General features: G+C 66.5%; 21 protein-coding genes. 12 read left to right on the top strand and 9 right to left on the bottom strand.

The window, feature by feature from the left end:
- Window positions 1-95 precede the first annotated feature (95 nt).
- Both J5T34_RS22810 and pta read right to left on the bottom strand, forming a co-directional pair.
- Complete coding sequence (locus tag J5T34_RS22810; protein ID WP_208583133.1) at window positions 96-869, bottom strand: TSUP family transporter; 774 nt, start codon at window positions 867-869, stop codon at window positions 96-98.
- Window positions 866-1,954 carry a phosphate acetyltransferase gene (pta, locus tag J5T34_RS22805; RefSeq protein ID WP_208583132.1) on the bottom strand — a complete coding sequence of 363 codons (1,089 nt, stop codon included), beginning with the start codon at window positions 1,952-1,954 and terminating at the stop codon, window positions 866-868. Before pta ends, J5T34_RS22810 begins: the two co-directional genes overlap by 4 nt.
- 483 nt (window positions 1,955-2,437) lie before the next feature.
- Here pta and tauA point away from each other — a divergent pair, with 483 nt between their 5' ends.
- The 3 genes from tauA to J5T34_RS22790 all read left to right on the top strand — a co-directional run bounded on the left by tauA (window position 2,438) and on the right by J5T34_RS22790 (window position 5,245).
- Window positions 2,438-3,448 (top strand): taurine ABC transporter substrate-binding protein, encoded by a 1,011-nt coding sequence (gene tauA, locus J5T34_RS22800; protein WP_208583131.1) that lies wholly within the window; start codon window positions 2,438-2,440, stop codon window positions 3,446-3,448.
- Between the two features lie 62 nt (window positions 3,449-3,510).
- Window positions 3,511-4,293: a taurine ABC transporter ATP-binding protein gene (locus J5T34_RS22795; RefSeq protein WP_208583130.1), complete on the top strand. Its 783-nt coding sequence runs from the start codon at window positions 3,511-3,513 to the stop codon at window positions 4,291-4,293.
- Window positions 4,294-4,297: 4 nt separating this feature from the next.
- A complete protein-coding gene (locus J5T34_RS22790) occupies window positions 4,298-5,245 on the top strand; it encodes an ABC transporter permease (protein WP_208583129.1) in 948 nt (315 codons plus the stop codon).
- 196 nt (window positions 5,246-5,441) lie between these two features.
- On the opposite strand, the gene J5T34_RS22785 is transcribed toward J5T34_RS22790, so the two are convergent.
- A complete protein-coding gene (locus J5T34_RS22785; protein WP_347880694.1) occupies window positions 5,442-6,227 on the bottom strand; it encodes an IclR family transcriptional regulator in 786 nt (261 codons plus the stop codon).
- A 370-nt stretch (window positions 6,228-6,597) separates the two neighbouring features.
- Between J5T34_RS22785 and gdhA the strand changes: the two genes are divergently transcribed.
- On the top strand, window positions 6,598-7,941 hold the full coding sequence (gene gdhA, locus J5T34_RS22780) for an NADP-specific glutamate dehydrogenase (RefSeq protein ID WP_208583127.1): 1,344 nt from the start codon (window positions 6,598-6,600) through the stop codon (window positions 7,939-7,941).
- Window positions 7,942-8,100: 159 nt separating this feature from the next.
- Here gdhA and J5T34_RS22775 read toward each other — a convergent pair whose 3' ends face one another.
- Window positions 8,101-8,619, bottom strand: coding sequence for a hypothetical protein (locus J5T34_RS22775; protein WP_174105135.1), 519 nt, complete (start codon window positions 8,617-8,619; stop codon window positions 8,101-8,103).
- Window positions 8,620-8,670: 51 nt separating this feature from the next.
- Between J5T34_RS22775 and J5T34_RS22770 the strand changes: the two genes are divergently transcribed.
- Entirely contained in the window at window positions 8,671-10,014 is a 1,344-nt protein-coding gene (locus tag J5T34_RS22770) for an SDR family oxidoreductase (RefSeq protein WP_347880690.1), read from the top strand.
- Window positions 10,002-10,475: a DUF2269 family protein gene (locus J5T34_RS22765; RefSeq protein ID WP_208583125.1), complete on the top strand. Its 474-nt coding sequence runs from the start codon at window positions 10,002-10,004 to the stop codon at window positions 10,473-10,475. Before J5T34_RS22770 ends, J5T34_RS22765 begins: the two co-directional genes overlap by 13 nt.
- A 43-nt stretch (window positions 10,476-10,518) precedes the next feature.
- Here J5T34_RS22765 and J5T34_RS22760 read toward each other — a convergent pair whose 3' ends face one another.
- The 4 genes from J5T34_RS22760 to J5T34_RS22745 form a co-directional block, all read right to left on the bottom strand.
- On the bottom strand, window positions 10,519-10,914 hold the full coding sequence (locus tag J5T34_RS22760; protein WP_208583124.1) for a hypothetical protein: 396 nt from the start codon (window positions 10,912-10,914) through the stop codon (window positions 10,519-10,521).
- A gap of 136 nt (window positions 10,915-11,050) precedes the next feature.
- Window positions 11,051-13,249 (bottom strand): hypothetical protein, encoded by a 2,199-nt coding sequence (locus J5T34_RS22755; RefSeq protein ID WP_208583123.1) that lies wholly within the window; start codon window positions 13,247-13,249, stop codon window positions 11,051-11,053.
- Window positions 13,250-13,365: 116 nt separating this feature from the next.
- Window positions 13,366-14,322, bottom strand: a complete 957-nt coding sequence (locus tag J5T34_RS22750; RefSeq protein WP_208583122.1) for an F-box protein — start codon at window positions 14,320-14,322, stop codon at window positions 13,366-13,368.
- Between the two features lie 685 nt (window positions 14,323-15,007).
- The gene (locus tag J5T34_RS22745; protein ID WP_208583121.1) at window positions 15,008-16,624 is read right to left on the bottom strand and encodes a glucan biosynthesis protein; all 1,617 of its coding nucleotides are present in this window, start codon (window positions 16,622-16,624) and stop codon (window positions 15,008-15,010) included.
- Window positions 16,625-16,893: 269 nt separating this feature from the next.
- On the opposite strand from J5T34_RS22745, the gene J5T34_RS22740 reads away from it, so the two are divergent.
- Together J5T34_RS22740 and J5T34_RS22735 are read left to right on the top strand one after the other, a co-directional pair.
- Window positions 16,894-17,868: a 2-dehydropantoate 2-reductase gene (locus tag J5T34_RS22740; RefSeq protein ID WP_208583120.1), complete on the top strand. Its 975-nt coding sequence runs from the start codon at window positions 16,894-16,896 to the stop codon at window positions 17,866-17,868.
- 173 nt (window positions 17,869-18,041) lie between these two features.
- Entirely contained in the window at window positions 18,042-18,758 is a 717-nt protein-coding gene (locus J5T34_RS22735) for a GntR family transcriptional regulator (RefSeq protein WP_208583226.1), read from the top strand.
- Window positions 18,759-18,775: 17 nt separating this feature from the next.
- On the opposite strand, the gene J5T34_RS22730 is transcribed toward J5T34_RS22735, so the two are convergent.
- The gene (locus J5T34_RS22730; RefSeq protein ID WP_208583119.1) at window positions 18,776-19,690 is read right to left on the bottom strand and encodes a LysR substrate-binding domain-containing protein; all 915 of its coding nucleotides are present in this window, start codon (window positions 19,688-19,690) and stop codon (window positions 18,776-18,778) included.
- Window positions 19,691-19,884: 194 nt separating this feature from the next.
- On the opposite strand from J5T34_RS22730, the gene J5T34_RS22725 reads away from it, so the two are divergent.
- The 4 genes from J5T34_RS22725 to J5T34_RS22710 all read left to right on the top strand — a co-directional run bounded on the left by J5T34_RS22725 (window position 19,885) and on the right by J5T34_RS22710 (window position 24,684).
- Window positions 19,885-20,886 carry a Bug family tripartite tricarboxylate transporter substrate binding protein gene (locus tag J5T34_RS22725; protein WP_208583118.1) on the top strand — a complete coding sequence of 334 codons (1,002 nt, stop codon included), beginning with the start codon at window positions 19,885-19,887 and terminating at the stop codon, window positions 20,884-20,886.
- Between the two features lie 87 nt (window positions 20,887-20,973).
- Window positions 20,974-21,993, top strand: a complete 1,020-nt coding sequence (locus J5T34_RS22720; protein ID WP_208583117.1) for a DUF1338 domain-containing protein — start codon at window positions 20,974-20,976, stop codon at window positions 21,991-21,993.
- A gap of 10 nt (window positions 21,994-22,003) precedes the next feature.
- Window positions 22,004-23,431: an FAD-binding oxidoreductase gene (locus J5T34_RS22715; RefSeq protein ID WP_208583116.1), complete on the top strand. Its 1,428-nt coding sequence runs from the start codon at window positions 22,004-22,006 to the stop codon at window positions 23,429-23,431.
- Window positions 23,432-23,460: 29 nt separating this feature from the next.
- Complete coding sequence (locus tag J5T34_RS22710; protein ID WP_208583115.1) at window positions 23,461-24,684, top strand: PLP-dependent aminotransferase family protein; 1,224 nt, start codon at window positions 23,461-23,463, stop codon at window positions 24,682-24,684.
- The last annotated feature ends 40 nt before the right edge of the window (window positions 24,685-24,724 follow it).

Below are 24,724 nucleotides of genomic sequence, written 5' to 3'. Positions count from 1 at the left end.
TTTTGCCGATAAAAGGTGCGAGCGACTACGTTATACCGATTTTGCCGATGGAGTGGTATTAAAAGATACGAGCGGCTACGCTAGTCGCGATGATTTTATGCCGAATACGCCGCAAACCACTGCCACAGCGGCCCCATCATCAAGTACGCGCCGAGGACGACCAGCACGCCGAACGCCACCCGCCGCGTGCCTTCCGGCGACAACGGCGGCGGGAAGCGCCGCGCCGCGATCGTGCTCAGCGCGACGACGGGGAAGGCCAGCGCCGCCTGCAGCCAGACGTCGCCGGCCAGTTCGCCTTGCGAGGCGCTATAGGCGGTCCGCACGGCCGAGGTGGTGGTGAAGACCAGGATCAGCGCGCAGCGGATCTGCACCATGTTCAGCGGCTGTCGATAGAACTGGAAGATCAGCGGGGGGCCCGAGACCCCGAACAGGCCGCCGAGCAGTCCGCCGCAGACGCCGCTGACAAAGAAGCTGCCGTCGCCGGAGCGGCTGGACAATGCGGCAGGACGCAGGGCCGCGCCGATGCCGCCGTATAGCACGACGGCGCCCAGCATCAGCTGGAGCACGTCCGTTGCCGTACCGCTGAGGTAGTGAAGCAGCACGACGCCGGCCACCACCGACGGCAGGATGCCGAGCGTGGCGGCGCGCACCGCGCGCCAGTCGATATGGTGCAGCTTGCCGGGCAACGCCAGCGCGCCGTTGGCGAGCGTCAGCAGGCTGACCAGCGCGGCCAGCGTGGCGACCGGGGCCAGATGCAGGCCGCTGGCCGCGCCCATCACGATCAGACCCATGCCGAACCCGGTCACGGTCTGGAAGTAGCTGCCGAGGCCGAGCAGGGCCAGTACCGGCAGCAAGGTTTCGAGATTCATCGGGACTGCGCGGCTCCCGATGGTGTCGTGGCGGCAGGCAGGTCGATGGGCAACGCCATCTGCGCGCTGGCATCGCCGGCTTCAAGGTCCGCGGCCTGTGCCTGCACCACGGTGACCGCAATCACATGGAAGATGTCGTCCGCGCTGCAGCCGCGCGACAGATCGTTGGCCGGGCGCCGCAGCCCTTGCAGCATCGGCCCGATCGCCACCGCGCCGCCCAGGCGCTCGGCGAGCTTGTAGCCGATATTGCCGGCCTCGAGGCTCGGGAATACCAGCACGTTGGCATGCCCATGGACTTGCGACGCCGGCAGCTTGCGCTCCGCGATTTCGGCAACGATGGCGGCGTCGAGCTGCACGTCCCCGTCGATGGCCAGTTCCGGCCGCAGCGCGCGCACGCGTTGCGTCGCCGCGGCGACCTTGTCGACGGCGGCATGGTGGGCACTGCCATTGGTCGAGAACGACAGCATCGCCACGCGCGGCGTCTCCATCAGCAGGCTCCGCGCGCTGTCGGCCGCCGCCATCGCGATCTCGGACAGCGCCTCCGCGTCCGGGTCGATCACCAGGCCGCAGTCGGAGAAGATCAGCCCGCCCTTGAGCGAGTGGAACGGCTCGCAAAACATCATCAGGAAGAAGCTCGACACCAGCCGGAACGAGGGCGCGATGCCGATGATCTGGATCGCGTGGCGCACCACGTCGGCGGTGGTATGCACTGCGCCGGCCACCGAGCCGTCGGCATCGCCGGCGCGCACCATCAGATTGGCAAAGCACAGCGGCGCCAGCACGTCGCGCTGCGCCTGCTCGCGCGTCATGCCCTTGGACTGGCGCAGCGCCAGCCATTGCTGCGCGTAGCCCTCGCGCAGGGCAGAGCGGGCGGGGTCGACCACCTCCATGCCGTGCAGCGCGATGCCGTGCCGCTCGGCCGCATCGGCGATGCATGCAGCATCGCCGATCAGGACGATGCGCGCGATGCCTTCCTGCGTGGCCCGCTGCGCGGCCTGCAGCACGCGGGGATCCTCCGCCTCGCACAGCGCGATGCGCCGGGGGGACGAGCGGGCGCGCTCGATGATGCGGTGGATCGCTTTCATGGCCAATATGAAAAGTGGGATGAAATGTACCGAAAACAGGGATTTGACCGAAGGATAGGGCGGCTGCCCCCAGCGGTCAATAGAAATCTCGTTTAACGGTACGATATGTGCACTAAAACGAGACAGGGCGGGCCGTCATGGTGCGAGGCCGGCCCGGAAAAGGGGCCCCCAAAGAGGTCAATCGGCTTCGTTCGCCGCCGCCTGCCGGCTTGGACCCACGATTGCCGCCCAGTGGCACTATGGCCGGCGCCGAGCGCTGCCTACGATAGCGCTACCCAACGCGCAAGGCGTTGGCCGCCGATTGCCACCAGCAGGTGGCGACGGACGATAGAAGGACGCGACAGCCGTCCACTGCAAGGAGACATTGGCATGCGACCTGCTTCCTGTCTTCCCCTCCTCGAGTAGGCACCTCGCCGGTGCCTGGATTCTTCCGTGCCGCCCGCTATCGCGGCACGCAACCTGTCTTTCTTGAGGAATACGACCATGCGTTGGATCGAGCGTTGGATCAAGCAGCTAGCAACGGGCGCAGTGCTGGCCGCCGCCGTGCAGACGGGCGCGCTGGCACAAACGAAGGAAGTGGTGATCGCCTACCAGGACATGGTGGTGCCATGGCGCCATGTGCAGGACGCCAAGGAGATCGAGAAGCAGACCGGCTACAAGGTGTCGTTCCGTCAGTTCTCCGGCGGCGGCGACGTGATTCGCGCGATGGCCTCGGGACAGATCGCCATCGGCGAGGCCGGCACCTCGCCCATTGCTTCGGCCCTGTCGCAGGGGCTGGACGTCGAACTGTTCTGGATCCTCGATGACATCAACGCCGCCGAGGCGATGGTCGTGCGCAACGGCACCCGCATCGAGAGCGTCGGCGATCTGAAGGGCAAGCGCATCGGCGTGCCGTTCGTCTCGACGACGCACTATCACACGCTGGTCGCGCTGGAGCAGGCCAAGGTCGATCCGAAGCAGGTCCGCATCATGAACATGCGGCCGCCGGAAGTCGCCGCCGCCTGGCAGCGCGGCGACATCGATGCCACCTTCATCTGGGACCCGGTGCTCGCGCGGATCAAGCCGACCGGCAAGGTGCTGCTGACCTCGGGGCAGATCGCGCAGTCCACCGGCAAGGCCACGTTCGACGGCATGATCGTCAGCAAGAAGTTCGCGCGGGAGAACCCGGACTTCATGGTCAAGTTCGTCAGGATCCTGGCGGCCGCCGACGACAACTATCGCAAGAACAAGGCCGCGTGGACCGCGGAATCGCCGATGGTCAGGGCCGTTGCCAAGGTGTCGGGCGCCAAGCCCGAGGACGTGCCCGGCAGCATGTCGCTGTACGCCTTCCCCACGCTGGAAGAGCAGGCGTCCACGCGCTGGCTCGGTGGCGGCGCCGCCAAGGCGCTGCAATCGGCGGCGCAGTTCCTGAAGGAGCAGGGCACGATCCAGACCGTGCTGCCGGACTACTCGACCGGCGTCAACGCCGAGTGGGTCAAGCGGGCGATGCAGTGAACCGCCATCCATTCCGACCAGCCAGTGATTCGCCAACCAGCCCACAGGAACAGGGAACCGAGATGGCCAAACTCGAAATCGACAACCTCAGCGTCAACTATGGCGGCGCAGGCGGGACGCAGACGCTCGCGCTGTCGCAGGTCAATCTGACCATGGAACGCGGCGACTTCGTCGTCGCGCTTGGGGCCTCCGGCTGCGGCAAGACCACGCTGCTGTCCTGCATCGCCGGCTTCATGCAGCCCTCCGAAGGCGAGATCCGGCTCGACGGCCGCGCCGTCAACGGCCCCGGCGCGGAGCGGGGCGTCGTGTTCCAGAAGCATGCGCTGATGCCATGGCTGAACGTCGCCGACAACGTCGCGCTCGGTTTGCGCATGCGCGGCGTCGGCCGCGCCGAGCGGCTTGCCATCGCGCGGGAGAAGCTGGCGCTGGTCGGGCTGGAGCACGTCGCCGACAAGCCGGTTTATCAGCTGTCGGGCGGCATGCAGCAGCGCGTCGGCATTGCGCGCGCGCTGGCCAACGATCCGGCGGTGATGCTGATGGACGAACCGCTGGGCGCGCTCGACGCGTTGACGCGCGAATCGATCCAGGCGCTGATCCTGCAGCTGTGGGCGCGCGAGCAGAAGATCGTTTTCTTCATCACGCACAGCGTCGAGGAGGCGCTGTTCCTGGCCACGCGGCTGATCGTGATGACGCCCTCGCCGGGCCGCATTGCCCATACCTACGAACTGCCGTATGCGCGCCGCTATATCGAATGCGGCGACGCGCGCGCCGTCAAAGCCGATCCCGATTTCATTCGCCATCGCGAGGAAATCGTCGACCTGATCCATGCCACGCCACAAGGATAAGCCGATGCCTGCCACCGTTCAGAGCCTGTCGGGCGCGCCGCGCACGCCGGGCGCCATCGTTGCCAACGAGATCGCGTCGACCTCGGCGCCCGCGGTTGCCGCGCCGGTTGCGTCAGCGGCCTCGGGCGGTCCCGCTACGCCTGCACGCAAGGTGCGCGCGGTATCCGGCTACCGGATGCCCGGGGAGGGCTCCAGTTCGCGCATCTCCGCGGCGACCGTGGTGTCGCTGCTGGTGCTGTGGTGGGTCGCCAGCCATTTCGGCTGGCTGCCGCCGCTGTTCCTGCCGACGCCGGAGTCGATCGGCGCGGCCTTTGTCGATGCGTGGAACGGAAACGTGCAGGGCGGTCTGCCGCTGCTCGACCATTTCTGGGCCAGCATGGTGCGCGTGTTCGGCGCCTTCGCGCTGGCCGCGCTGACCGCGGTGCCGATCGGCGTGCTGATGGGCGTGTCGCGCATCGCCCGCGGCGTGTTCGATCCGCCGATCGAGTTCTACCGGCCGCTGCCGCCGTTGGCCTATCTGCCGCTGATCGTGATCTGGTTCGGTATCGACGAGACCTCGAAGATCCTGCTGATCTTTCTCGCCTGCTTCGCGCCGATGGCGATGTCCGCGCGCGCCGGCGTGCGGTCGGTGACGATCGAGCAGATCAATGCGGCCTATTCGATGGGCGCAACCCCGTGGCAGGTCATCCGCCATGTGGTGTTGCCCGCCGCGTTGCCCGATATCCTGACCGGCATGCGGATCGCGATCGGCTTCGGCTGGACCACGCTGGTCGCGGCCGAGATGGTGGCCGCTACCGCGGGCCTCGGCCAGATGGTGCTCAACGCCTCGAACTTCTTGCGTACCGATGTGGTGGTGATGGGCATCGTGCTGATCGGCCTGATCGCCTATGGCTTCGATCTGCTGATGCGGGGCGTGGAGAAGTGGCTGGTGCCGTGGAAGGGAAGGGTTTGATGGCTGAGGCCCATCTTGTGACGTGGCTCCCCTCTCCCGCCCGCGGGAGAGGGGTTGGGGGAGAGGGCAACCAGCGCTCGATTCGCCAATATCGCGCGCAGTACCGCCGTTTCCCTCTCCCCTGCCCCTCTCCCGCAAGCGGGAGAGGGAACACCACTGGCATGGCGAGCCGCATCGATTGCCGGGCGCGCCAACCTCAGAACGTCGGGGCCAGATCCGCCGCCGCCTGCTGCAGCCGCGGCACAAACTCCAGCGAACGCGACAGCGGCGAGCGCACCGTCGGCGCATGGACGGCCAGGGCCGCCACTACCTGGCCGCGCTCGTCGCGCACCGGCACCGCGACGCAACTGATGCCCGCGACGAACTCCTCGTTGTCGACGCCGATCTGCTTGTGGGCGCAGCGGTCCAGCTCCGCCTCGAGCAGTTCGACATCGGTGATGGTGTTCTGCGTAAAGCGTTCCAACGGCAGTTGCCGCAACAGCGCGCGGCGCTGCTCGCGCGGCAGCAGCGACAGCAGCAGCTTGCCGCTGGCCGAGCAGTGCAGCGGTACATGCGAGCCCGGCTTCAGATCGAGCCGCAGCGGCCAGGGTGCTTCCATCCGGTCGAGATAGAGCACCGCGCTCTCGTGCAGCATGGTCAGGTTGACGGTCTCGCCAATATCCTCGACCAGCCGCGACAGGATCGCGTGGCGCAGCTGGCGGGTACCCGAATGCGTGACGATGGCCACGCCCAGGCGGGCCAGCCGCGGTCCCACGGCATAGGCGTTGCGTGCGCCCGGCTCGCGAATCACCAGCCCCCCAGATTCGAGCGCGCCGAGCATCCGGTGCAGCGAGGCTTTCGGCGCCTCGAAACCCTGCATGATCTCCGCCAGCGTCAGCGGCCGGTCGGCGGCGACCAGGAATTCGAGCAGCGCAAAGGCCCGCAGCGTCGGCGTGTCGCCGCGATCGTTGGCGGCTTCGCTGGGCGGCGGGGAAGGCGGCACTGGCGCGGGCCGCGCGGCTGCCTTGGCGGCGACGGCCGGGACGGCCTTGGCGGCCCCGCGCGCCCGCGGAGCGGCCTTCGCAGCAGTGATGGCGGTTTTCAAAGCGATTCCTCCGTTCCGGAAAACGAGACAACGCGATTGTACTTCCGGATGGGGTGGGGGAGAGGGCGAACGTAGCCGTCATGTCCGGCCACTGGTTTGCTCCCCTCTCCCGCTTGCGGGAGAGGGGTTGGGGGAGAGGGCAGCGTCCCGATCGAGCCGACCCGTCCCGCATTTTTGCGTCGAGGGTCATAACACTTTTGACTGTCGAATTTCACCATATCGGTGCTAAAGTCGCGCTCCGACTCAAGAAAAATCGACAGAGACAGCCGTGAGCCTTCCGACCCTCGATGCCTTCCTTGCCGGCGTGGCCCGGCGCGATCCTGACCAGCCCGAGTTCCAGCAGGCGGTCAAGGAAGTGATGATGACCCTGTGGCCGTTCGTCCAGCGCAATCCGCGCTACGCCGATCAGGCGCTGCTGGAACGGCTGGTCGAACCCGAGCGCGTGATCCAGTTCCGCGTGGCATGGACCGACGACCAGGGCAAGGTGCAGGTCAACCGCGCCTTCCGCGTACAGCACAGCTCGGCGATCGGCCCCTACAAGGGCGGCATGCGGTTCCATCCGACCGTCAATCTGTCGGTGCTCAAGTTCCTCGGCTTCGAACAGACCTTCAAGAACGCGCTGACCACGCTGCCGATGGGCGGGGGCAAGGGCGGTTCCGATTTCGATCCCAAGGGCAAATCGGACGGCGAGGTGATGCGCTTCTGCCAGGCGCTGATGACCGAGCTGTATCGCCATCTGGGCGCGGACACCGATGTACCGGCCGGCGATATCGGCGTGGGCGGACGCGAGGTCGGCTTTATGGCGGGCATGATGAAGAAGCTGTCGAACCAGTCGGCCTGCGTCTTCACCGGCAAGGGTCTGGCCTTCGGCGGCAGCCTGATGCGTCCCGAGGCAACCGGCTACGGCACCGTCTATTTCGCGCAAGAGATGCTGCACCGTACCGGCCGGGACTTCGAGGGACAGCGCGTGCTGATCTCGGGCTCCGGCAACGTCGCGCAATACGCCGCGCAGAAGGCGATCGAACTGGGCGCCAAGGTGCTGACCGTGTCGGATTCGGGCGGCGTGCTGCATTATCCCGAGGGCATGAACGACGCGCAGCTGGCCGAGCTGATGGCCTTCAAGAACGAAGAGCGCGGCCGTCTGTCGGAATTTGCCGAGCGGCAAGGGCTGCAATTCGAAGCGGGCCGCACGCCATGGCATGTGCCGGCCGACATCGCGCTGCCGTGCGCGACGCAGAACGAGCTCGACGGCAACGATGCCGAGCGGCTGCTGGCGAACGGTGTGTTCTGCGTGGCAGAGGGCGCCAACATGCCGTCGACGCTGGAGGCGGTGGACCGCTTCCTCGCCGCGCGCATTCTGTACGCGCCGGGCAAGGCCAGCAATGCCGGCGGGGTCGCGACCTCGGGGCTGGAGATGTCGCAGAACGCGATGCGGCTGTCGTGGCATCACGCCGAGGTCGACGCCAAGCTGCACTTCATCATGAAGGACATCCACCAGAACTGCATCCATCACGGACGCAAGGACGACGGCTACATCAACTATGTCGAGGGCGCCAATATCGCCGGCTTCGTCAAGGTAGCCGACGCCATGCTGGCGCAGGGCGTGATCTGACGCTCCGGACGGCTGCGGAGCGTCGGCGATGTAGCTTCTTACCCGTGTCGACGCAACGCCGCTTGCGGCGTGGCAATTCTGCAACCCCATGTAAGAACGCGTCGCTGCGACCTTCGATACCGCACCGCAAAGCGGGCCTTCGGGCCCGCTTTCTTTTTGTCAGTCGGCGTCGGCCGACGGCGCCTGCGCCGGAATGGCTCTTGCATCTTGCTGCTGGCGCGGCCGGCATAGCGTCACCAGCGGCAGCGCGAGTCCGAAGGCGACATAGACCAGCGCCAGCGACCAAGGCGACAGCCGACGTTCGAACCCTGGCGTCAGCCGTTTTGGCGTCAGCCGCAGATCGACCACGCAGGCCGCCGCCGCGACTGCCAGGCCGGCCAGTATCGCCGCCGCGGGTCGCTGCCGCTTCGGCGAGCGGCCCACCCAGGCTTCATAGAACGCGGCCCAGAATACCGACATCGCATGATGGATCACGTATCCCACCGCGGTATAGCGCCATGCCGGTCCATTGGCATGGATCGCGCGATCGCCCCAGACCCAGTGGCTGACCGCATTGACCGGCGCCAGCGTGTTGCGGCAATCGAAATGGCCGCCGCAGGCCAGGGCGATGGTGGACAGCACGCTGGCGCTGGTGCCGGAGACCAGGCTGCGGCCGACGAAATCCTGGATGGCGCTCATGTCGGTTCCTCGGAACGGGATGCGGCGACCGGCCGCACCGCGCGTCCCACGGTGCTGCTGACCGGCGCCAGCGGGTTTATCGGCACCGCGATTGCGGCGGCGCTGGCACGGGCCGGCTGCCGGGTCCTCTGCGGCGTGCGCGATCCGGCGAAGGCCGCGCGCGAACTGGGCGCATGCGAATTCCGTGCCGTGGATTTCGCGACGCTGACCGAAGCGCAGGCATGGCTGCCTCTGCTGGACGGCGTCGACGTGGTCGTCAACGCGGTCGGAATCTTCGCCGAACGGGGCACGCAGACCTTCGAGCTGCTGCATCGCCGCGCGCCGATCGCGCTGTTTGCCGCCTGCGCGCAAGCGGGCGTGCGTGCGGTGATCCAGATTTCGGCCTTGGGCGCCGACGCGCGGGCCACCACGCCGTACCACCTCAGCAAGAAGGCCGCCGACGATTATCTGGCCGGTCTGGGTCTGCCGGCGGCGATCCTGCAGCCATCGCTGGTCTACGGCCCGGGCGGGGTCAGCGCGAGGATGTTCGGCACGCTGGCCACGATGCCGCTGCTGCTGTTGCCGGACGGCGGCAGGCAGCGTGTGCAGCCGGTCCATCTGGACGATCTGGTGGCCGCGATCGTGCGGCTGGCGACGATGGCGGCAGGCGGCCCGGCGAGCGACAAGGCAACGCCGGCAATGCGCCCGGACTGGCCGCAGGGCCGTATCCCGGTGGTCGGACCCGCGGCCTTGACGCTGCGCGACTACCTGGCCGAGCTGCGTCACACCCTGGGGCAGCCGGGCGCGCTGCGCGTGCTGCCGGTGCCCGAAGCGCTCGTCCGAGCCGGCTTGCCGCTGATGACGCGCCTGGCGCCCGGGCTGCCGCTGAACGAAGACGCGCTGGCGATGCTCGCGCGCGGCAATACCGGTGATCCCACGCCGATGCATCGGCTGCTGGACCGGCCACCGCGCGCTGTCGATCAGTTCGTGCCAGCGCGGTGGCGCGAGGCCGCGCGCACGCAGGCCGTGCTCGGGTGGCAGTTGCCGGTATTGCGCACGGCCGTCGCGCTGGTCTGGATCATCACGGGCATCGTCTCGCTGGGCCTCTATCCGGTCCAGGATAGCTATGCCTTGCTGGCGCGCGCCGGCGTACCGCAGGCGCTGCGGCCGCTTGCGCTGTACGGCGCGGCCGTCCTGGACCTGCTCCTCGGGCTGATGTGCTTCGCCCCCGCGCGCTGGCGCTTCCCCTGGATCTGGGCCGCGCAGGCCGCGCTGATTCTGGGCTACACCGTGATCATCAGCGTGCGGCTGCCCGAGTTCTGGCTGCATCCCTATGGTCCTCTGACCAAGAACCTGCCCATGCTGGCCGTGCTGTGGCTGCTGGGCACGCTGGAGCGCAAGCGATGGACTACATGATCGTCAAATGGATTCACGTCGTCGGCAGCACGCTGCTGTTCGGCACTGGCGTGGGCAGCGCCTTCTATCTGCTGGCAGCCACGCTGACGCGCGACAGCCGCGCGGTCGCGGTGACCTCGCGCCATGTGGTGATCGCGGACTGGCTGTTCACCGCCAGCACGGCGATCCTGCAGCCCGTCACGGGCTACATGCTGATGCGCATCGCCAATTTTTCGTGGGAACTGGCGTGGCTGCGCGTGTCGATCATGCTCTATGTGGTAGCCATCGCGTGCTGGTTGCCGGTGGTCTGGCTGCAGATGCGGATGCGCACCGTGTCGGCCGCCGCGGCCGGCGCACAGACACCGCTGCCGCCGGCCTACTGGCGGTACTTCCGCTGGTGGTTCGCGCTGGGGGTGCCGGCGCTGTTCAGCTTCCTGGCGATCTTCTATCTGATGATCGCCAAGCCGGCCACGCTGCCGTGAGCATCGGCGCACGCCCGCCAGGCATCCGCTCGCATCGGCAGCGTCAACGCGCGCCGCTCTCGCGCGGATCGGTACTGGGCTCGCGAGCCTGATCGATGGCGGCACCGCCGCTCCCCTTGCGCTCGCGTCCCTTCAGCGGCGCCACCGGCGGCGACGGTGCGGCGCCGGAGGCCTGAGTCCGCGGAGAGGGCTCGTCCTTGCCGCCCGGCGCACTGGGGCGCGGATCGCCAAGTTTGCCCAGGCCGCCGGGATTCGATCGAATCCCTTCGCCTTCGCGGGTCGACGGTTGCGTAACGGGTTTGGGCTGACGCGACATCTGGCTGCCGCTGCCGCGTTCCGATTCGGTCGGCACATTGGCCGGCTGCGCTGCCGCCGTGGTCGCCCAGGCGGCGGTGAGCGCCAGCAATGCCACGGACAGGCGGTTTCGATTGAGCAGCATGATCTCTCTCCTCTGAGGCGGGATATCGACATAACAAGCACAACCCGGGCCAAGGAGAGGAGCCGCCCGGAATGAGGCGGCATGCATACCGAAGCGTGTCGTTATCGAGGCCGAGCGGTCGCGCGGCGTGATGGCATTAGCCGTTGCCCTGAGCCGGCAAGGCTGCATCCTGCAGAACGACCGGGGGCTGGGCTGCCGCCAGCGAGACATCCGCCGGTGCGGTGCCGGGGAGGACTCCCTGCGGGGCCGTCGACAGGCCAGAACCGAACTCGCCGCGAAGTTTTTCGGCCAGGAACGCGAAGAATCCGGACCGGCGCTCGTATTCCTGACGCATCGACGTCCTGCCTTCGACAAAGTCCTGGAATAGTTGCCGCAAGGGTTTGAGCACCGCCTCGTCGCTACGCACGGTCATGCGTTCGACCATCGCCTTGATCGCTTTCTCTTCTTCGTCCGAGGCGCAGCACCGCAGCTTGTCGATCAGTGCCTTCCTGTCGTCCGCATAGGTCTGGTCAAGCTGAACATGAGATCGTAGTTCCAGCGCATCGAAGAGGGCCTTGTCCATACCCAACTCGGTCATTGCCGTGAGGAGCGCGTCCCTCGTAATAGGTCGGTCGCGATCGAGTAAGGCTTTCAGCAACGCATCGATGGCCAGGAATCTGTTGTTGCGCATCTCTTCGACGGTCGGCTGGCGACGCTGACTCAGGATTCGCTGCGCTTCAGCGAACGCCCGCTTGTCGTTCTCGTGTTGCGCATTGGTGTTGCGCCGGTCCTTATGGTTGCGGACAAAGGCGCTCGCAAGCCAGACGGTGCCAAGGATCAGGGCACATGCTCCCAACGCGATGCCGACCGGTGGTATCAGCCCAAATACAGTCGAGGCCAGAATCAATCCAGTACCGATGGTCGCGGAACCCGCGCCATATACCATGCGGAACTTCGCCCACCAGGTTTTCCGCTGCTCGCTCTTTTCAATGGCTTGGAACGACTTCTCTCGGTGATGCATCATGACGTCGACCATGTCGTTGGCGCGCCGGACGTCCGCAAGCTTCGCTGACTCGGCTCGTTCTGCCGACTCGGGCTGTCCCTGTCCAGTCGGCGCCATGGCGGACTTGGTATCGGCTGGCCGCGCTGCCGGAACGGTATCTGCAATCGCCGAGACACGCTGCTGGCGGGACTCGGCGCTCTGCCAGTCCAACCCGTGGCGTCGTGCCGCGCTCACATCTTCAAGGCGGCGCGTGCCCTGGTACCAGGCGAGCATGCCGGCTGCCATATGCATGGTGCCCATCGCGGCGCTGAACGCGCCCCCGGCGACACCGGTTGCGGCGAGGTCCACTCCGGCAATTCCGGCCTTTCCAATTGCGGTAGCCACATTACAAGCGGTGCCGCCGAGTTGTACCACCACGTCTCGCGCGGTAGCGACGCCTAGTGTGTGGATGTTGTCGGTGGCCTCGCTCAGTTCGTTGGAAGCCCGTTCGTATTGGATGTAATGTTCGAGGTCTTTGACGAGATTGAGCGCCTCTTCCGTAAGCTTCGCCAGGGTGAGCTTGAGACCCGCCAACACCTCGGCGTATTTCAATGGCGGCTCTTCCGGGTCATGGCCACAAGGAATTTCCGCCATTGGCTGCCGTGCCTCGTCCAGCGGCCAGGTTTCGATCTGCTTCAATAACCTTCGTTGCTCGCTGAGCGAGCTCTGTATCCGAGCATCACGCGCAGGGTCTTCCTGAATGAATCTCTTGTGTCCGGCCGCGTGCTCGCGCAAGGCCGCCTTCGATTCAGACCGCTTTGTTCCAGCCTTGTATATCAGCAAGACAGTGCCCAACGCTTCGGTAACGGCGAAAGCACCGCCGAGCAGCCCGGCTTCGTTGGTAGCGGGGAGGTATGAAGTCAATGAAAAGGTATCGAGTTTTCCCGCCGCAGCGACGCTGATTTGAAGAACTGCCCGCCCAGCGGTGGCAAGCCCCCAGGCACCGTATGTCACCTCGTTTAGAAGATGCCAACCTTTGGCCTCGGCCAGCTTGGCATGCGGCAAAAAGGTGGGCGGCCACGTTGGCTCGCCATGTTGCACATCTGCCGCGTTTTCCGTGCGCGCGCCGTCTTTTGATTCCAGCCCTGTTGCCGGGACGTTCATCGCGGCTTCGGCTTGTGCATTGGGATACTCCACACCTGTCTTTGGGACGTTGCCTTCCGCGCGTGGATCTGGAGGCGAACGATCAAATGTGCACGACGTGGTGTCGTCCGGAGAATCCTCGACGATTTCCTTTCGCTCGACGCTCGCTTCCCCGAAGCAAAGGTCGTCATTCCAGCCAAGGCATGATGAACCACCCCTTTGAATTTGCATCGTCTCCTCCGGTTGCCGCGTTTCTTGACTTCAAACAACGACCTCGATGGGAATGTGCCTGTACAACGCTTGGTCGTCGTACTGGTCTGGCACAGGTGCTGCGCTCCCTGTTCGCTCTAGAGAAGATGCGCGGGCAGGGGATCCGTGCGGCGTATGGGTTTGGCCATGATGCTGCTGTAGGCGCGTAGCGGGTCCGGCGCCACAACGGTACCCGGCAATGGCTCCGGTGGAGGGATGAACGCAAGTTCCTCGGCCGGGCAGGCGGCGATGTAAGGGTCCGACTCCTCCCCGCCCACCATCGCCTTCCATTTAAGGATGTTCATCAGAATGTCCGTCGGGTGTCCCAGGTTGAACTTGCAGCGGAACTTTTGGCAGAGATGGTCGTATCCGGCTGTCAGTCCGCGCAGGGTCAGGTAGTCCTCGTAGGCCAGATTGGTCGACACCAGCTGATAGATCGATTCCCAACGTCGGACAGAGCCAGGGACGTCATTCGGGCTGATGCGCTGCGCAAGCTGTGCGAGTACTCGGGTGCGAGCGAACCGCTCTTCTTTGTTCGCAGGCACATGCTTCACCGCAAGTTCGGTAAGCCGTGTCAACGTGTCGGAGTCCGTGTGCGGGAGATGACGGGCCAAGTGGCGCATCACTTCGAGTTCCCACAGTGCCGACCGCTTTCTCGCATTTTGAAGCACGTTGGCCACCAACTTTTGCCTGTCCTGAACGCTGGTCGAACATGTCATGGGGATCAGGGAACGCAATGCCCATTCGCGGATGTCAGGTCGTGCATTCGCTAGATCGTCGACCATCGCGGCCACTTCGGTCAGCCATCGGATCCCCGCGATTCGGCGAGCAACGGCATCTTCTTCGCGGTATGCCGGCATTTCGGAGACCGCTTTCAAAGCTTGACGAAAGCGAGTGCAAGTCGTGGCAAGCTGTGACCCTCTTCGATAGAAATGGCGGTCGCCTGCTGGGATTCGAGCCATCACCTCGCATAACAACTCGAATGGCAGCTCCAGAAATGGAAACGGCTTCGTTACCTTGGCAGCCTCACGCTTCGTTGGCCCCGGTTCGGCCAATTCGCCGCTCTTGACATCGCCCCGAGGGGGCTTGCCGGGACCCGGATGCATATTCGAGTTTGGGCACCGCTTCGGCCCCGCCGGCGTCTGTCGGACGCCAAAGATGGAAAGTATCGCGTCCCATGCGCCGGAAAGTCCTTCGCGCGGTGAACGCGGTGCGGTGTCTTGCGCTGGATGAATAGATTGACATTGAAGGCAGACCGAACTTCCGCCTGACTGCACCGCCATTAGTCCGCGGTCTCTTGGTGATTCGGCGCCCCGATGGGGCGGGGGTCTGGTATCGACGGCTGCGGACGAGGAGAGGGTAGGAGTGGCTACCATGATGGCTCCTGACGAATTGGGAAGTGGGGATGGGGCCGCCAGACCGTGGCGGTGGTGGCACCGGTGGGCTTGCCGGTGTTAATGCGCGAGTGTCGGCGGTCGAGGTATCACTCGACTGTCGAATTCCGTCACCACGTTTTACATTTGGAGGAAAAAACAGACTGGGGCCGGCATGTCGCGCGTATCGGCGAGCTTTGGAAACCGGTCCGGGGCAAGGCGCGCCCCGTCGGAATGACGGGGCCGCAGCATCAGGTAATTGCGGGGAGTTCGCCCGATAGGGGCGTGGGGAGCCGATTGATACCGATGGTCCGCGGTGTCACCCCGATCCGTGACACGGTCAGGGCAACACGGGACGAAGATCCGCTCAAACGTTCGTCCGGAACGGGTGGTACTGATACAGCCACGTCTCCGACAGCGGCTTGCCGTTCAGACGCAGGAACAGCCGCATGTCGACCGGCTCGTCGCCGTCGACGGTCAGGTCGAACTGCGCGCGCCAGTGGCCCGGCACGCCGTTGGGCACGGCCTCGGTGAAGATGTACGAGAACTTGCCCCGCGAGGACCACAGCACGGCCTCCGGCTTGGTGCCGAACGGGAGGTTCTCCAGCGGCGCGCCCTTGAATTCGACCATGAACTTGCGCACACCCGGCGGCCGCGGCTGGCCGGGTTGACCGCCATTGCCCATCCGGGTGGCGACGCAGCGCGCCAGCGGCGTGGGGTAGGGCTCGTCGGCCAGCCAGTGCAGACGGTAGCGCAGCCGGTAGGCGCTGCCGGCCTTGGCCGGCGCCTTCGGCACCCACATCGCGACGATATTGTCGTGAATCTCGTCGTCGGTCGGGATCTCGATCAGCTGCACGGTGCCGGCGCCCCAGCCTTCGCGCGGCTCGACCCACAGGCTGGGCCGGCGCTCGTAGAAGACGCCGTCCTGGTAGTGGTCGAAATTGCGGTCGCGCTGCAGCAGGCCGAAGCCGCGCGGGTTGTCGTCGGCGAACGCGGACGCAATGGTGCGCGGCGGATTGTTCAGCGGGCGCCAGATCCGTTCGCCCGCGCCGGTCCACAGCGCCAGCCCATCGGAGTCGTGCACCTCGGGCCGCCAGTCGACCCCGGTGCGCTTGACCGACTCCGAGTACCAGAACATCGACGTCAACGGCGCCAGGCCGAGCCGGCCCACGTCCTTGCGCAGGAACAGCGCGCAGTCGACATCCATCACCACGCCCTTGGCGCGCTGCATCGTGAAGCGGTAGGCGCCGGTGACGCTCGGCCCGTCCAGCAGCGCATGCACGGTGACGGTATCGCTGCCGTCGCGCGGCGCCTCGAAGTAGAAATGGGTGAAGGACGGAAATTCCTCGGGCTTGTCGGGCTGGGCGACATCGACGGCGATGCCGCGGGCCGACAGGCCGTACTGGTAGAGCTCGCCGATCGCCCGGAAGTACGAGGCGCCGAGGAAGGCGACCCAGTCGTTCTTGCGCCAGTCGAGCTTCTTCTGGTCGCCCAGCCGGCTCTCCTGGAAGCGGAAGCCGGCGAAACCGCTGCCGCGCGGCAGCTTGCGCGCCGGGCTGTTGGCCGGCATGTCGAAATACGACTCGTCGTAGACGATCTCACGTGCGGTGCCGGACGCCCCTCCGCTGGTCTCGACCAGATGCATCCGTACCGGCACGCGGAAGAAGGTGCCCAGGTGGAAGAAGGTCACCGGAAACTGGCCGGGCCCGTCGGCAAACAGCGCATCGTCGGTGCGATAGCGGATCTTGCCGTGTTCCTCGTAGTCGATCTTGGCCAGGATCTCGGCCGGCGGCGAAGGCGGCGCGACATACGGCCGGCTTGCCATGGTGCGGGCCAGTTCGACCAGGCCCTCGTGGGTGAAGGGTTGGCCCTTGGCCAGTTTGATGCGTCCGGCGGCCAGCGCGGAAGCGGGAATGCCCAGTGCGGCGAGCGCAGCAGTGGCGGCGGCGGAGACCAGCACGGTCCGTCGGTTCATTTTCGGCATGCGGAGAATCGGCGCCTTGCGGCTTCAATGAAGTTGCAGAAAAGACGCCCGCTGGCGCAAAAAGTTCGACGGCTCTGTGGGGAGCCGGACGCCGCGGGCACGACAGAACGCAGCATGGTACCGCATGGGCCAGGCGCACCCGGCACTTGCCGGCACGCGCGCGGCGTGCCGCGGCATGCAAATAGAGGTTGTGATTCCCGTCTTGTGAAATATAGTATGTGATATATCAAAAGAGCAGGTTACGAACCAAAAAGCGGGAGACAGCCATCATGAAGGTGTGTATCTACGGCGCCGGCGCCATCGGCGGCTATATCGGCGCACAACTGGCGGGAGCGGGCGTCGACGTCAGCTTCGTCGCCCGGGGGCCGCATCTGGCGGCGATGCAGGCAAACGGCGTCAAGCTGCTGATCGACGGGGAGGAGCGGGTGCGGAAGGTACGCTGCACCTCCGATCCGCGCGAACTCGGGGAGCAGGACTATGTGTTCATCACGCTCAAGGCGCATTCGGTGCCCGGCGTGGTCGATCTGATGCAGCCGCTGCTGGGGCCGAACACCGCGATCATTACCGGCGTCAACGGCATCCCGTATTGGTATTTCTATCGGCACGGCGGCGAGTTCGCCGGCACCACGCTGCAGAGCGTCGATCCCGGCGGCAGGCAATGGAATGGATTCGGTCCGGAGCGCGCCATCGGCTGCGTGCTGTATCCGGCGGCGGAGATTGCCGCGCCAGGCGTGATCCGCCACGTCTACGGCAAGAAATTTCCGCTCGGCGAACCCGACGGCACGCGGTCCGAACGAGTACAACGGCTCAGCGAGGCGATGATCGCCGCCGATCTGGAGGCGCCGGTGCGCGAGGACATCCGCAACGAGATCTGGCTCAAGCTGTGGGGCAATCTGTGCTTCAACCCGATCAGCGCGCTGACGCACGCGACGCTGGACGTCATCACCTCCGACCCGGGCACGCGCGCGCTGTCGCGCCAGATGATGCTGGAGGCCAAGTCGATCGCCGAACGCTTCGGCGTGCATTTCCGCGTTGACGTCGAACGGCGAATCGACGGCGCGGGTGCCGTGGGCGCGCACAAGACGTCGATGCTGCAGGATCTGGAGGCGGGCAGGGCGATGGAGATCGACCCGCTGCTGACGGTGGTGCAGGAGATGGGGCGGCTGGTCGGCCAGCCCACGCCGATGATCGACGCGGTGCTGTCGCTGATCAAGCAGCGCGAACGGATGGCGCAAGCGGCGTGATCACGGAGGCTCAGGCGGCGGCGGCATCGGCGCGACGGGTCGGTTGCGCCGCCGCCACGCCGCCGGCCATGCCGCAACGGCGCCGCGACATCGCAGTGGCGGTGCACGCGTTCTGATATACCATATACAAAAATCGAAAGAGCGATCCCATGTCCGTGCAACGTCAAGCCGAGATGTCCGCCACTGCCACAGATGCGCCGCCCCCCGGTCTGGCGCTGTCCCTGCAGCCGATCAACGCCGGCGCCAGTCTGCGCGACCAGGCCTACGCGATGCTGCGGCAGGCAATCGCCGATGCCGACATCTACCAGTCGCGCGAAGAGATCCGGCTGGACGAGCGGGTCCTCAGCGAAGCGCTGGGCGTCAGCCGCACGCCGATCCGCGAGGCGATGACGCTGCTGGAACAGGAAGGCTTCCTGCGCACGGTGCCGCGCCGCGGCATCTACATCATGCGCAAGACCAAGCGCGAGATCGTCGAGATGATCCAGATGTGGGCCGCGCTGGAGAGCATGGCCGCGCGCCTGGCGACGCTGCATGCGACCGACGAGGAAATCTCGCAGCTGCGGCACATGTTCGACAACTTCCGCGATACCACGCCGGCCGAGCATATCGAGGAATATTCGGACGCCAATATCGCGTTCCATCAGGCGATCGTGCAGCTGTCGAAGTCGCAGATCATCATGGACACGATCAAGAACATCTTCATCCATGTCCGTGCGATCCGGAAGATGACCATCTCGCAGAGCGACCGCGCCGCGCGCTCGATCGTCGACCATCTGCGCATCATCGAGGCGCTGGAACGGCGCGATACCGAACTGGCGGAACGGCTGGTGCGGCAGCACTCGCTGGACCTGGCCGACTACGTCGAGAAGAACTGCGATTTCCTGGACTGATTTTTCTGGAGTGCGGTTCAGCCTCGCGCCTGCGTCGCCTGCACGAACTCCGAGGCCGATTCCAGCAGCCATTCCCGCACCCGCGACATCGCATCGCTGACTGGCTGCATCTCGGGATAGACCAGGTAGTACCCGCCCGATGACGGCATGGCCAACGGCACCGGCATCACCAATTCTCCCTGCTCCAGATAGCGCTCCACCAGGAAGCGCGGCACCAGCCCAATACCGAGCTTCGCCCGCGCGGCGGCGATCACCATGCTGTGATGGTCGTAGCGCGTGCCGCGCATCGCATTGACGTCCTCGACGCCCGCAAGGCGCATCCATTGTTCCCACTCGAACTGGCGCGTCGACAGATGCAGCAGCTCGGCCCCCGCGATATCGGCCGGGCGGATCCGCTTGCGGCCGCCGAAATAATCGGGATGGCAGACCGGGACCGACTCCTCCGGAAACAGCGGATCGGCGCGCGCGCCGGGGTAGTGCGGCTCGCCGAAGTGAATTGCGGCGTCGAAGTCCGTCCCGTCGAACAGGAACACATCGGAGCGCGCAGTGAGGTTCAGCACCACCTGCGGGTGGCGCGCGTAGAAGTCGGGCAGCCGGGGAATCAGCCATTCGACCGCCAGCGTGGGCAGGCAGGCCAGTTCGACGATGCCGCCGCTGCCCTCGTGGGCCATGATGTCCAGCGTATCGCGCTGCAGCTTGCGCAGCGTCTCGCGGACTTGCCGGCTGTACAGCTTGCCGGCCGGCGTCAGCGTCAGGCGCTGATTGACGCGATGAAACAGCTGCACGCCAAGCTGGCTCTCCAGCGTGGCGATCTGCCGCGATACGGCGCTTTCGGTGACGTAGAGATCGGCCGCCGCGCGGCGCAGATTCAGATGCGAGGCGGCTGCCTCGAAGGCGCGGAGACTGGACAGGCTGGGGACGCGAAAAGCCATTGGCGCGGAGGTTGAAACGTCGGTGGGACGTGGGTAGAACGTGGGTTGGGGAGTTGATGCGTTTTTCTCATCAGCCCCGGCAAATTTCTCGCTTGAGCACGGTTCGGCGATGAGAAAGAATCGGCGCCGTAGCAAATGCCAAAGCCAATACCAACACCAATACCAACACAGCAAGAGCCCCCGGAGGAGACCGCATGATACCGATGAATCCGTCCCGCTTTTTTGCCGCCATCGCCGCAGTCGCGCTGACCGTGCCGATGACCGCAGGCGTTGCCCAGGCGCAGGAATTTCCGAACAAGGCGGTCCGCATCGTCGTGCCGTACCCGCCGGGCGGGACGACCGATATGGTAACCCGGCTGATCGGCGATCAATTGTCCAAGGTCTGGGGCCAACCGGTCATCGTCGACAACCGTCCCGGTGCGGGCGGCATCGTCGGCACCAGCCTGGCGGCCAAGGCGCCGGCCGACGGCTATACGCTGCTGATGGGCTCGGTCGGCGAGTTCGCGATCAACCCGACGCTGTACCGCAAGCTGGCCTACGACGTGGCCGATTTCGCGCCGGTGTCGCTGGTCGCCCGCGTGCCGAACGTGCTGGTGATGTCGCCGTCGTTCGCCGAGCGCTCCAAGGTGATGTCGCTGCCCGAGTTCGTCGCCTACGTGAAGGCCAATCCGAAGAAGGTCAACATGGCCTCGGCCGGCAACGGCACCTCGACCCATCTGGCCGGCGAGCTGTTCCAGCGCATGACCCACACCGAGATGAGCCACGTGCCCTACAAGGGCAGCAGCCCGGCAATCTCCGACATGATGGCCGGCAACGTCGACGTGATGTTCGACAACCTGCCTGCCTCGCTCGAGTTCATCCGCGCCGGCAAGCTGCGCCCGCTGGCGGTGACCTCGGCCCAGCGCTCGCCGGCGCTGCAGGACGTGCCGACGGTGGCCGCCGCGGGTCCGGTGCCGGGCTTCGACGCGACGCCGTGGTTCGGCCTGTTCGCGCCGAAGGGCGTGCCCCCTGCGGTGGCCGAGAAGATCGCCAGGGACCTGGCGGTCGCGCTGAACGATGCCAGGATTCTCGGCCGCATGCGCAATATCGGCGCCGAGCCCGCCTTCAACACGCCGAGCCAGTTCGCCGAACTGGTCAGGCGTGACCGCGAGAAGTGGGGCGAGGTCGTCAAGCAGTCCGGCGCCACCATCGACTGACCATCCTTCCCGCGCGGCCAGCCGGCGACCCGATCGCATGCTGGCCGCTTTTTTTACTCCCTTCATTCTTTGCTCTGCGAGCTCTCCATGTCCGACCACATCCTCTCTCTGGTGTCCGCCTGCGTGGGCGCGACCAAGGCCGCCAAGCTGCTGTCGCTGATCGAAACGCCCGCGGGCCTGCCCGCCGGTGCCACGGGCCAGCCGAGCCGTGCCGAGATCGCCCATGCGCTGAACGTGGTGCTGTTCGACGGCATCCTGACGCGCGTGCCGACCGGCCGCGAGTACACCGAGGATGTCGCCGCCGCCGGCGGCAAGGTCAACTTCGATCATGGCGCGCTGCGCACGGTGGCCTGGCAGGCCAACGGCCAGCTGCCCCCGGGCGAGGCCGCCTTCACGCGCTTCCTGCGGCCGCTGGGCTATCGCCTGAACGGCACCTATCCGCTCGATCGCATCGGCATGACGGGCCGCTCGTATGCGCACGAGGACGCGCCGGACGGCATCGCGCAGTTCTTCGTCAGCGAATTCCACCCCGAACGCTTCAGCGCCGAGCTGCAGGCCGCGGTCACCCGCGTGGTCTCGACTTCGGTCGACCCGCTGCGTCCCGATACGGTGGCGCTGCTGTGGAAGCTCGATCGCGACCGCGCGCTGCCGCGCGACGAGGCCGTTCACGTGATCCGGAACCTTACCGCCTGCTTCGAGCGCCATCACGCCACGCCGCGGCTGGAGGACTACCAGCGCATCCTGCAGGAATCGGCGGAGATGGCGTGGATCGCCACCGAGGGCAACGCCTTCAATCACGCAACCGATCGCGTCGAAGACGTATTCGCGCTGAGCGACCAGCAGCGCGCACTTGGCCGGCCGATCAAGGAGAAGGTCGAGGTGTCGGGCAGCGGCCGCGTCAAGCAGACCGCGTTCCGTGCCGATCCGGTAATGCGCGAGTTCGTCGGCGCCGCGGGCGAGATCGTGATGCGCGAGGTGCCGGGCTCGTTCTACGAGTTCATCACGCGCGACCGCTATGCCGATGGCGGCAGCCAGAGCAAGCTGGACCTGGGCTTCGACGCTTCCAACGCGCAGGGCATCTTCAAGATGACCGCGGCCACGGTCTGAGGCTGTGCAGATGTCGTCCAGCAAGGAGCTGATCGGGTATCTGTCGCAGGCCCATCCGGACCTCGACGTGCTGACCGAGGCCACCGACCGCGCCGGCTACGAAACCGGCGCCCGCTACGGCGCCGGCACGGCCGCCGCCGTGGTGCGGCCTGCCACGCGCGAACAGGTGCAGGCCGTGGTGGCCGCCGCGCAGCGCTTCGGCGTGCGGCTGGTCACGCAGGGCGCGAACACCGGCCTGGTCGGTGCATCGACGCCCGATGCCGGTGGAGAGCAGGTCGTGCTCAGCACCGCGCGGCTCAAGGGCGCCATTACGGTGGACCCGTTGAACCAGTCGGTGACTGTCGGCGCCGGCGTGCTGCTCAGCGAGCTCAATACCCGGCTCGCGCAGGACGGCCTGTTTTTCCCGGTGGACCTCGGCGCCGACCCGACCATCGGCGGCATGATCGCCGCCAATACCGGCGGCGCGCGGCTGCTCAAGTACGGCGATGTCCGGCAGAACCTGCTGGGCGTCGAAGCAGTGCTGGCGGAGCCGGCTGGCGAACTGCTCGACCTGAACCGGGCGCTGCGCAAGAACAATGTCGGCTTCGATTTCAAGCAGCTGTTCGTCGGCACCGGCGGCGCCTTCGGCGTGGTCACCGCGGCGACGTTGCGGGTCTATCCGCTGCCGGCGCAGACCGCCACCGCGCTGCTGGTGCCCACCGGCGTGGCGGAACTGGAGGCACTGCTGCTGGCGCTGAACGCCGAGCTGGGCGATTTTCTGTCGTCGTGCGAGGGCATCTCGCGCGAAGCGGCGCAGGCCGTGGTGCGCCACCTGGACGATGTCGAGGACCCGTTCGCCGAGATGGAAGGGGCCGACTACGCGATGCTGGTCGAGCTGTCGTCGACGATGCCGAGCCGCGCCGGCGGCCTCGATCTCGAGGCGCTGCTGATGGAATTCCTGGAGCGCCACTACGGCACGCTGATCGGCAATGCGGTGGTCGGCAAGCCCGAGGCGCTCTGGCGCCTGCGCCATTCGATCACCGAGTCGATCCGCAACGAAGGCAAGATCATCGCGCTGGACCTGTCGGTGCCGCGGTCGCGCTTCCCGGCCTTCCGGGCCGAGGCGCGCGCGCTGATTGCGGCGCGCTATCCGTGGCTGCGGATCTACGACTTCGGCCATCTCGGCGACGGCGGCGTCCACCTGAACATGGTGTGGCCGCTGGAGGATGCGCCGGCCTACGATGAGGCGGTGGCCGGCGAGGTCCGTGCGGCGCTGTACCGGCTGACCGTGGAACGCTTCGACGGCAGCTTCAGCGCCGAACATGGCATCGGTCCGTACAACGAACGCTTCTATCGCGAGTTCACCGCGGACGCCGTGCTCGATCACGTCGGCGCCATGCAGACGCGACTGGATCCGCGCCGCACGCTGAGCCGCCTGTGGCTGGGGCAGGGCGAATGAGCAGCGAATGAGCAGCCAATGAGCAGCGCATGACAAACCAGGACACGCCGATGTTTCCCTTCGCCTCCGCCTACCAGCAGCCGGTCGGCTCGCCGATCCGCGAGCTGTTCCAGTACCTGTCGCGTCCGGACATGATTTCGTTCGCCGGCGGCTATCCGGCCGCCTCGACCTTCGATACCGCGGCGATCGGCCAGTGCATGGCCGAGGCGCTGGCCAGCCATCCGGCCGAATGCCTGCAATACGGCGCCACCGAGGGCGTGCCGGCGCTGCGCGAGGCGCTGAGCCGGCAGATGGCGCAGGCCGGTGCGCCGACTCCTGCCGAACGGATCCTGGTCACCTCCGGCTCGCAGCAGGGCTTCGACTTCCTGGTCCGCGCCTTCGTCGAGCCCGGCGTGCCGGTGATCGTCGAAGCGCCGACCTATCCGGCCGCGATCCAGGCGCTGCGCCTGGCCGGCGCCCGGCTGGTGCCGGTGCCGGCCGATGCGGAAGGCATCGATACCGACGCGCTGGAGCAATGCCTGCGTGACTGCGCGCCGGCCGAGCGGCCACGGCTGCTCTATCTGGTGCCGACCTTCGCCAATCCGACCGGTGCGACGTTGTCGGTCCGGCGGCGCCAGGAGGTGCTGCGGCTGGCGGCGCAATACGACCTGCTGGTGATCGAGGACGATCCTTACGGCTGCCTGGCATTCGACGGCGCGCCGCCCGCGACCCTGCTGTCGATGGCCCACGCCGAGCCCTCGCTGCAGGACCGCATCATTTATCTGGGCAGCCTGTCGAAGACGGTGGCCCCCGGCTTGCGGATCGGCTGGATGGCCGCGCATCCCGACGTGGTGCGGCGCGCGGTGCTGGCCAAGCAGGCCTCGGACCTGTGCACGCCGCCGTGGATCCAGCGCGCGATGGCCGCGTATCTGGACGCCGGTCATCTGCAAGGGCAGATCGCGCGCATCGTCGAGGTCTATCGCGGCAAGCGCGATGCCATGGTGTCGGCGCTCGATCGCGAACTCGGCAATCGCGTCCAGTATGGGCGGCCCGGCGGCGGCATGTTCGTCTGGGCCTCGCTGCCTGCGGGCACGGATTCGTCGGAACTGCTGCGCGAAGCCATCGAGGAAAACGTGCTCTTCGTCCCGGGCAAGGCGTTCCACGCGGCATCGGGTCAGCCGTCGCCGGCGCTGCGGCTGTCGTTCGCGACGCCGTCGGTGGCCGAGATCGAAGAGGGGGTACGGCGCCTCGCGCGCGCGTTGGCGCGCGTTTGATGGGCCCGGGCGGAGGGATTCCCCGGTAAGATCGCGAGCT

Origin of the sequence: Cupriavidus gilardii (assembly GCF_017598945.1) — a bacterium.
Classification (GTDB): domain Bacteria; phylum Pseudomonadota; class Gammaproteobacteria; order Burkholderiales; family Burkholderiaceae; genus Cupriavidus; species Cupriavidus gilardii_E.
This window is presented reverse-complemented; position numbering and strand designations above follow the sequence as displayed.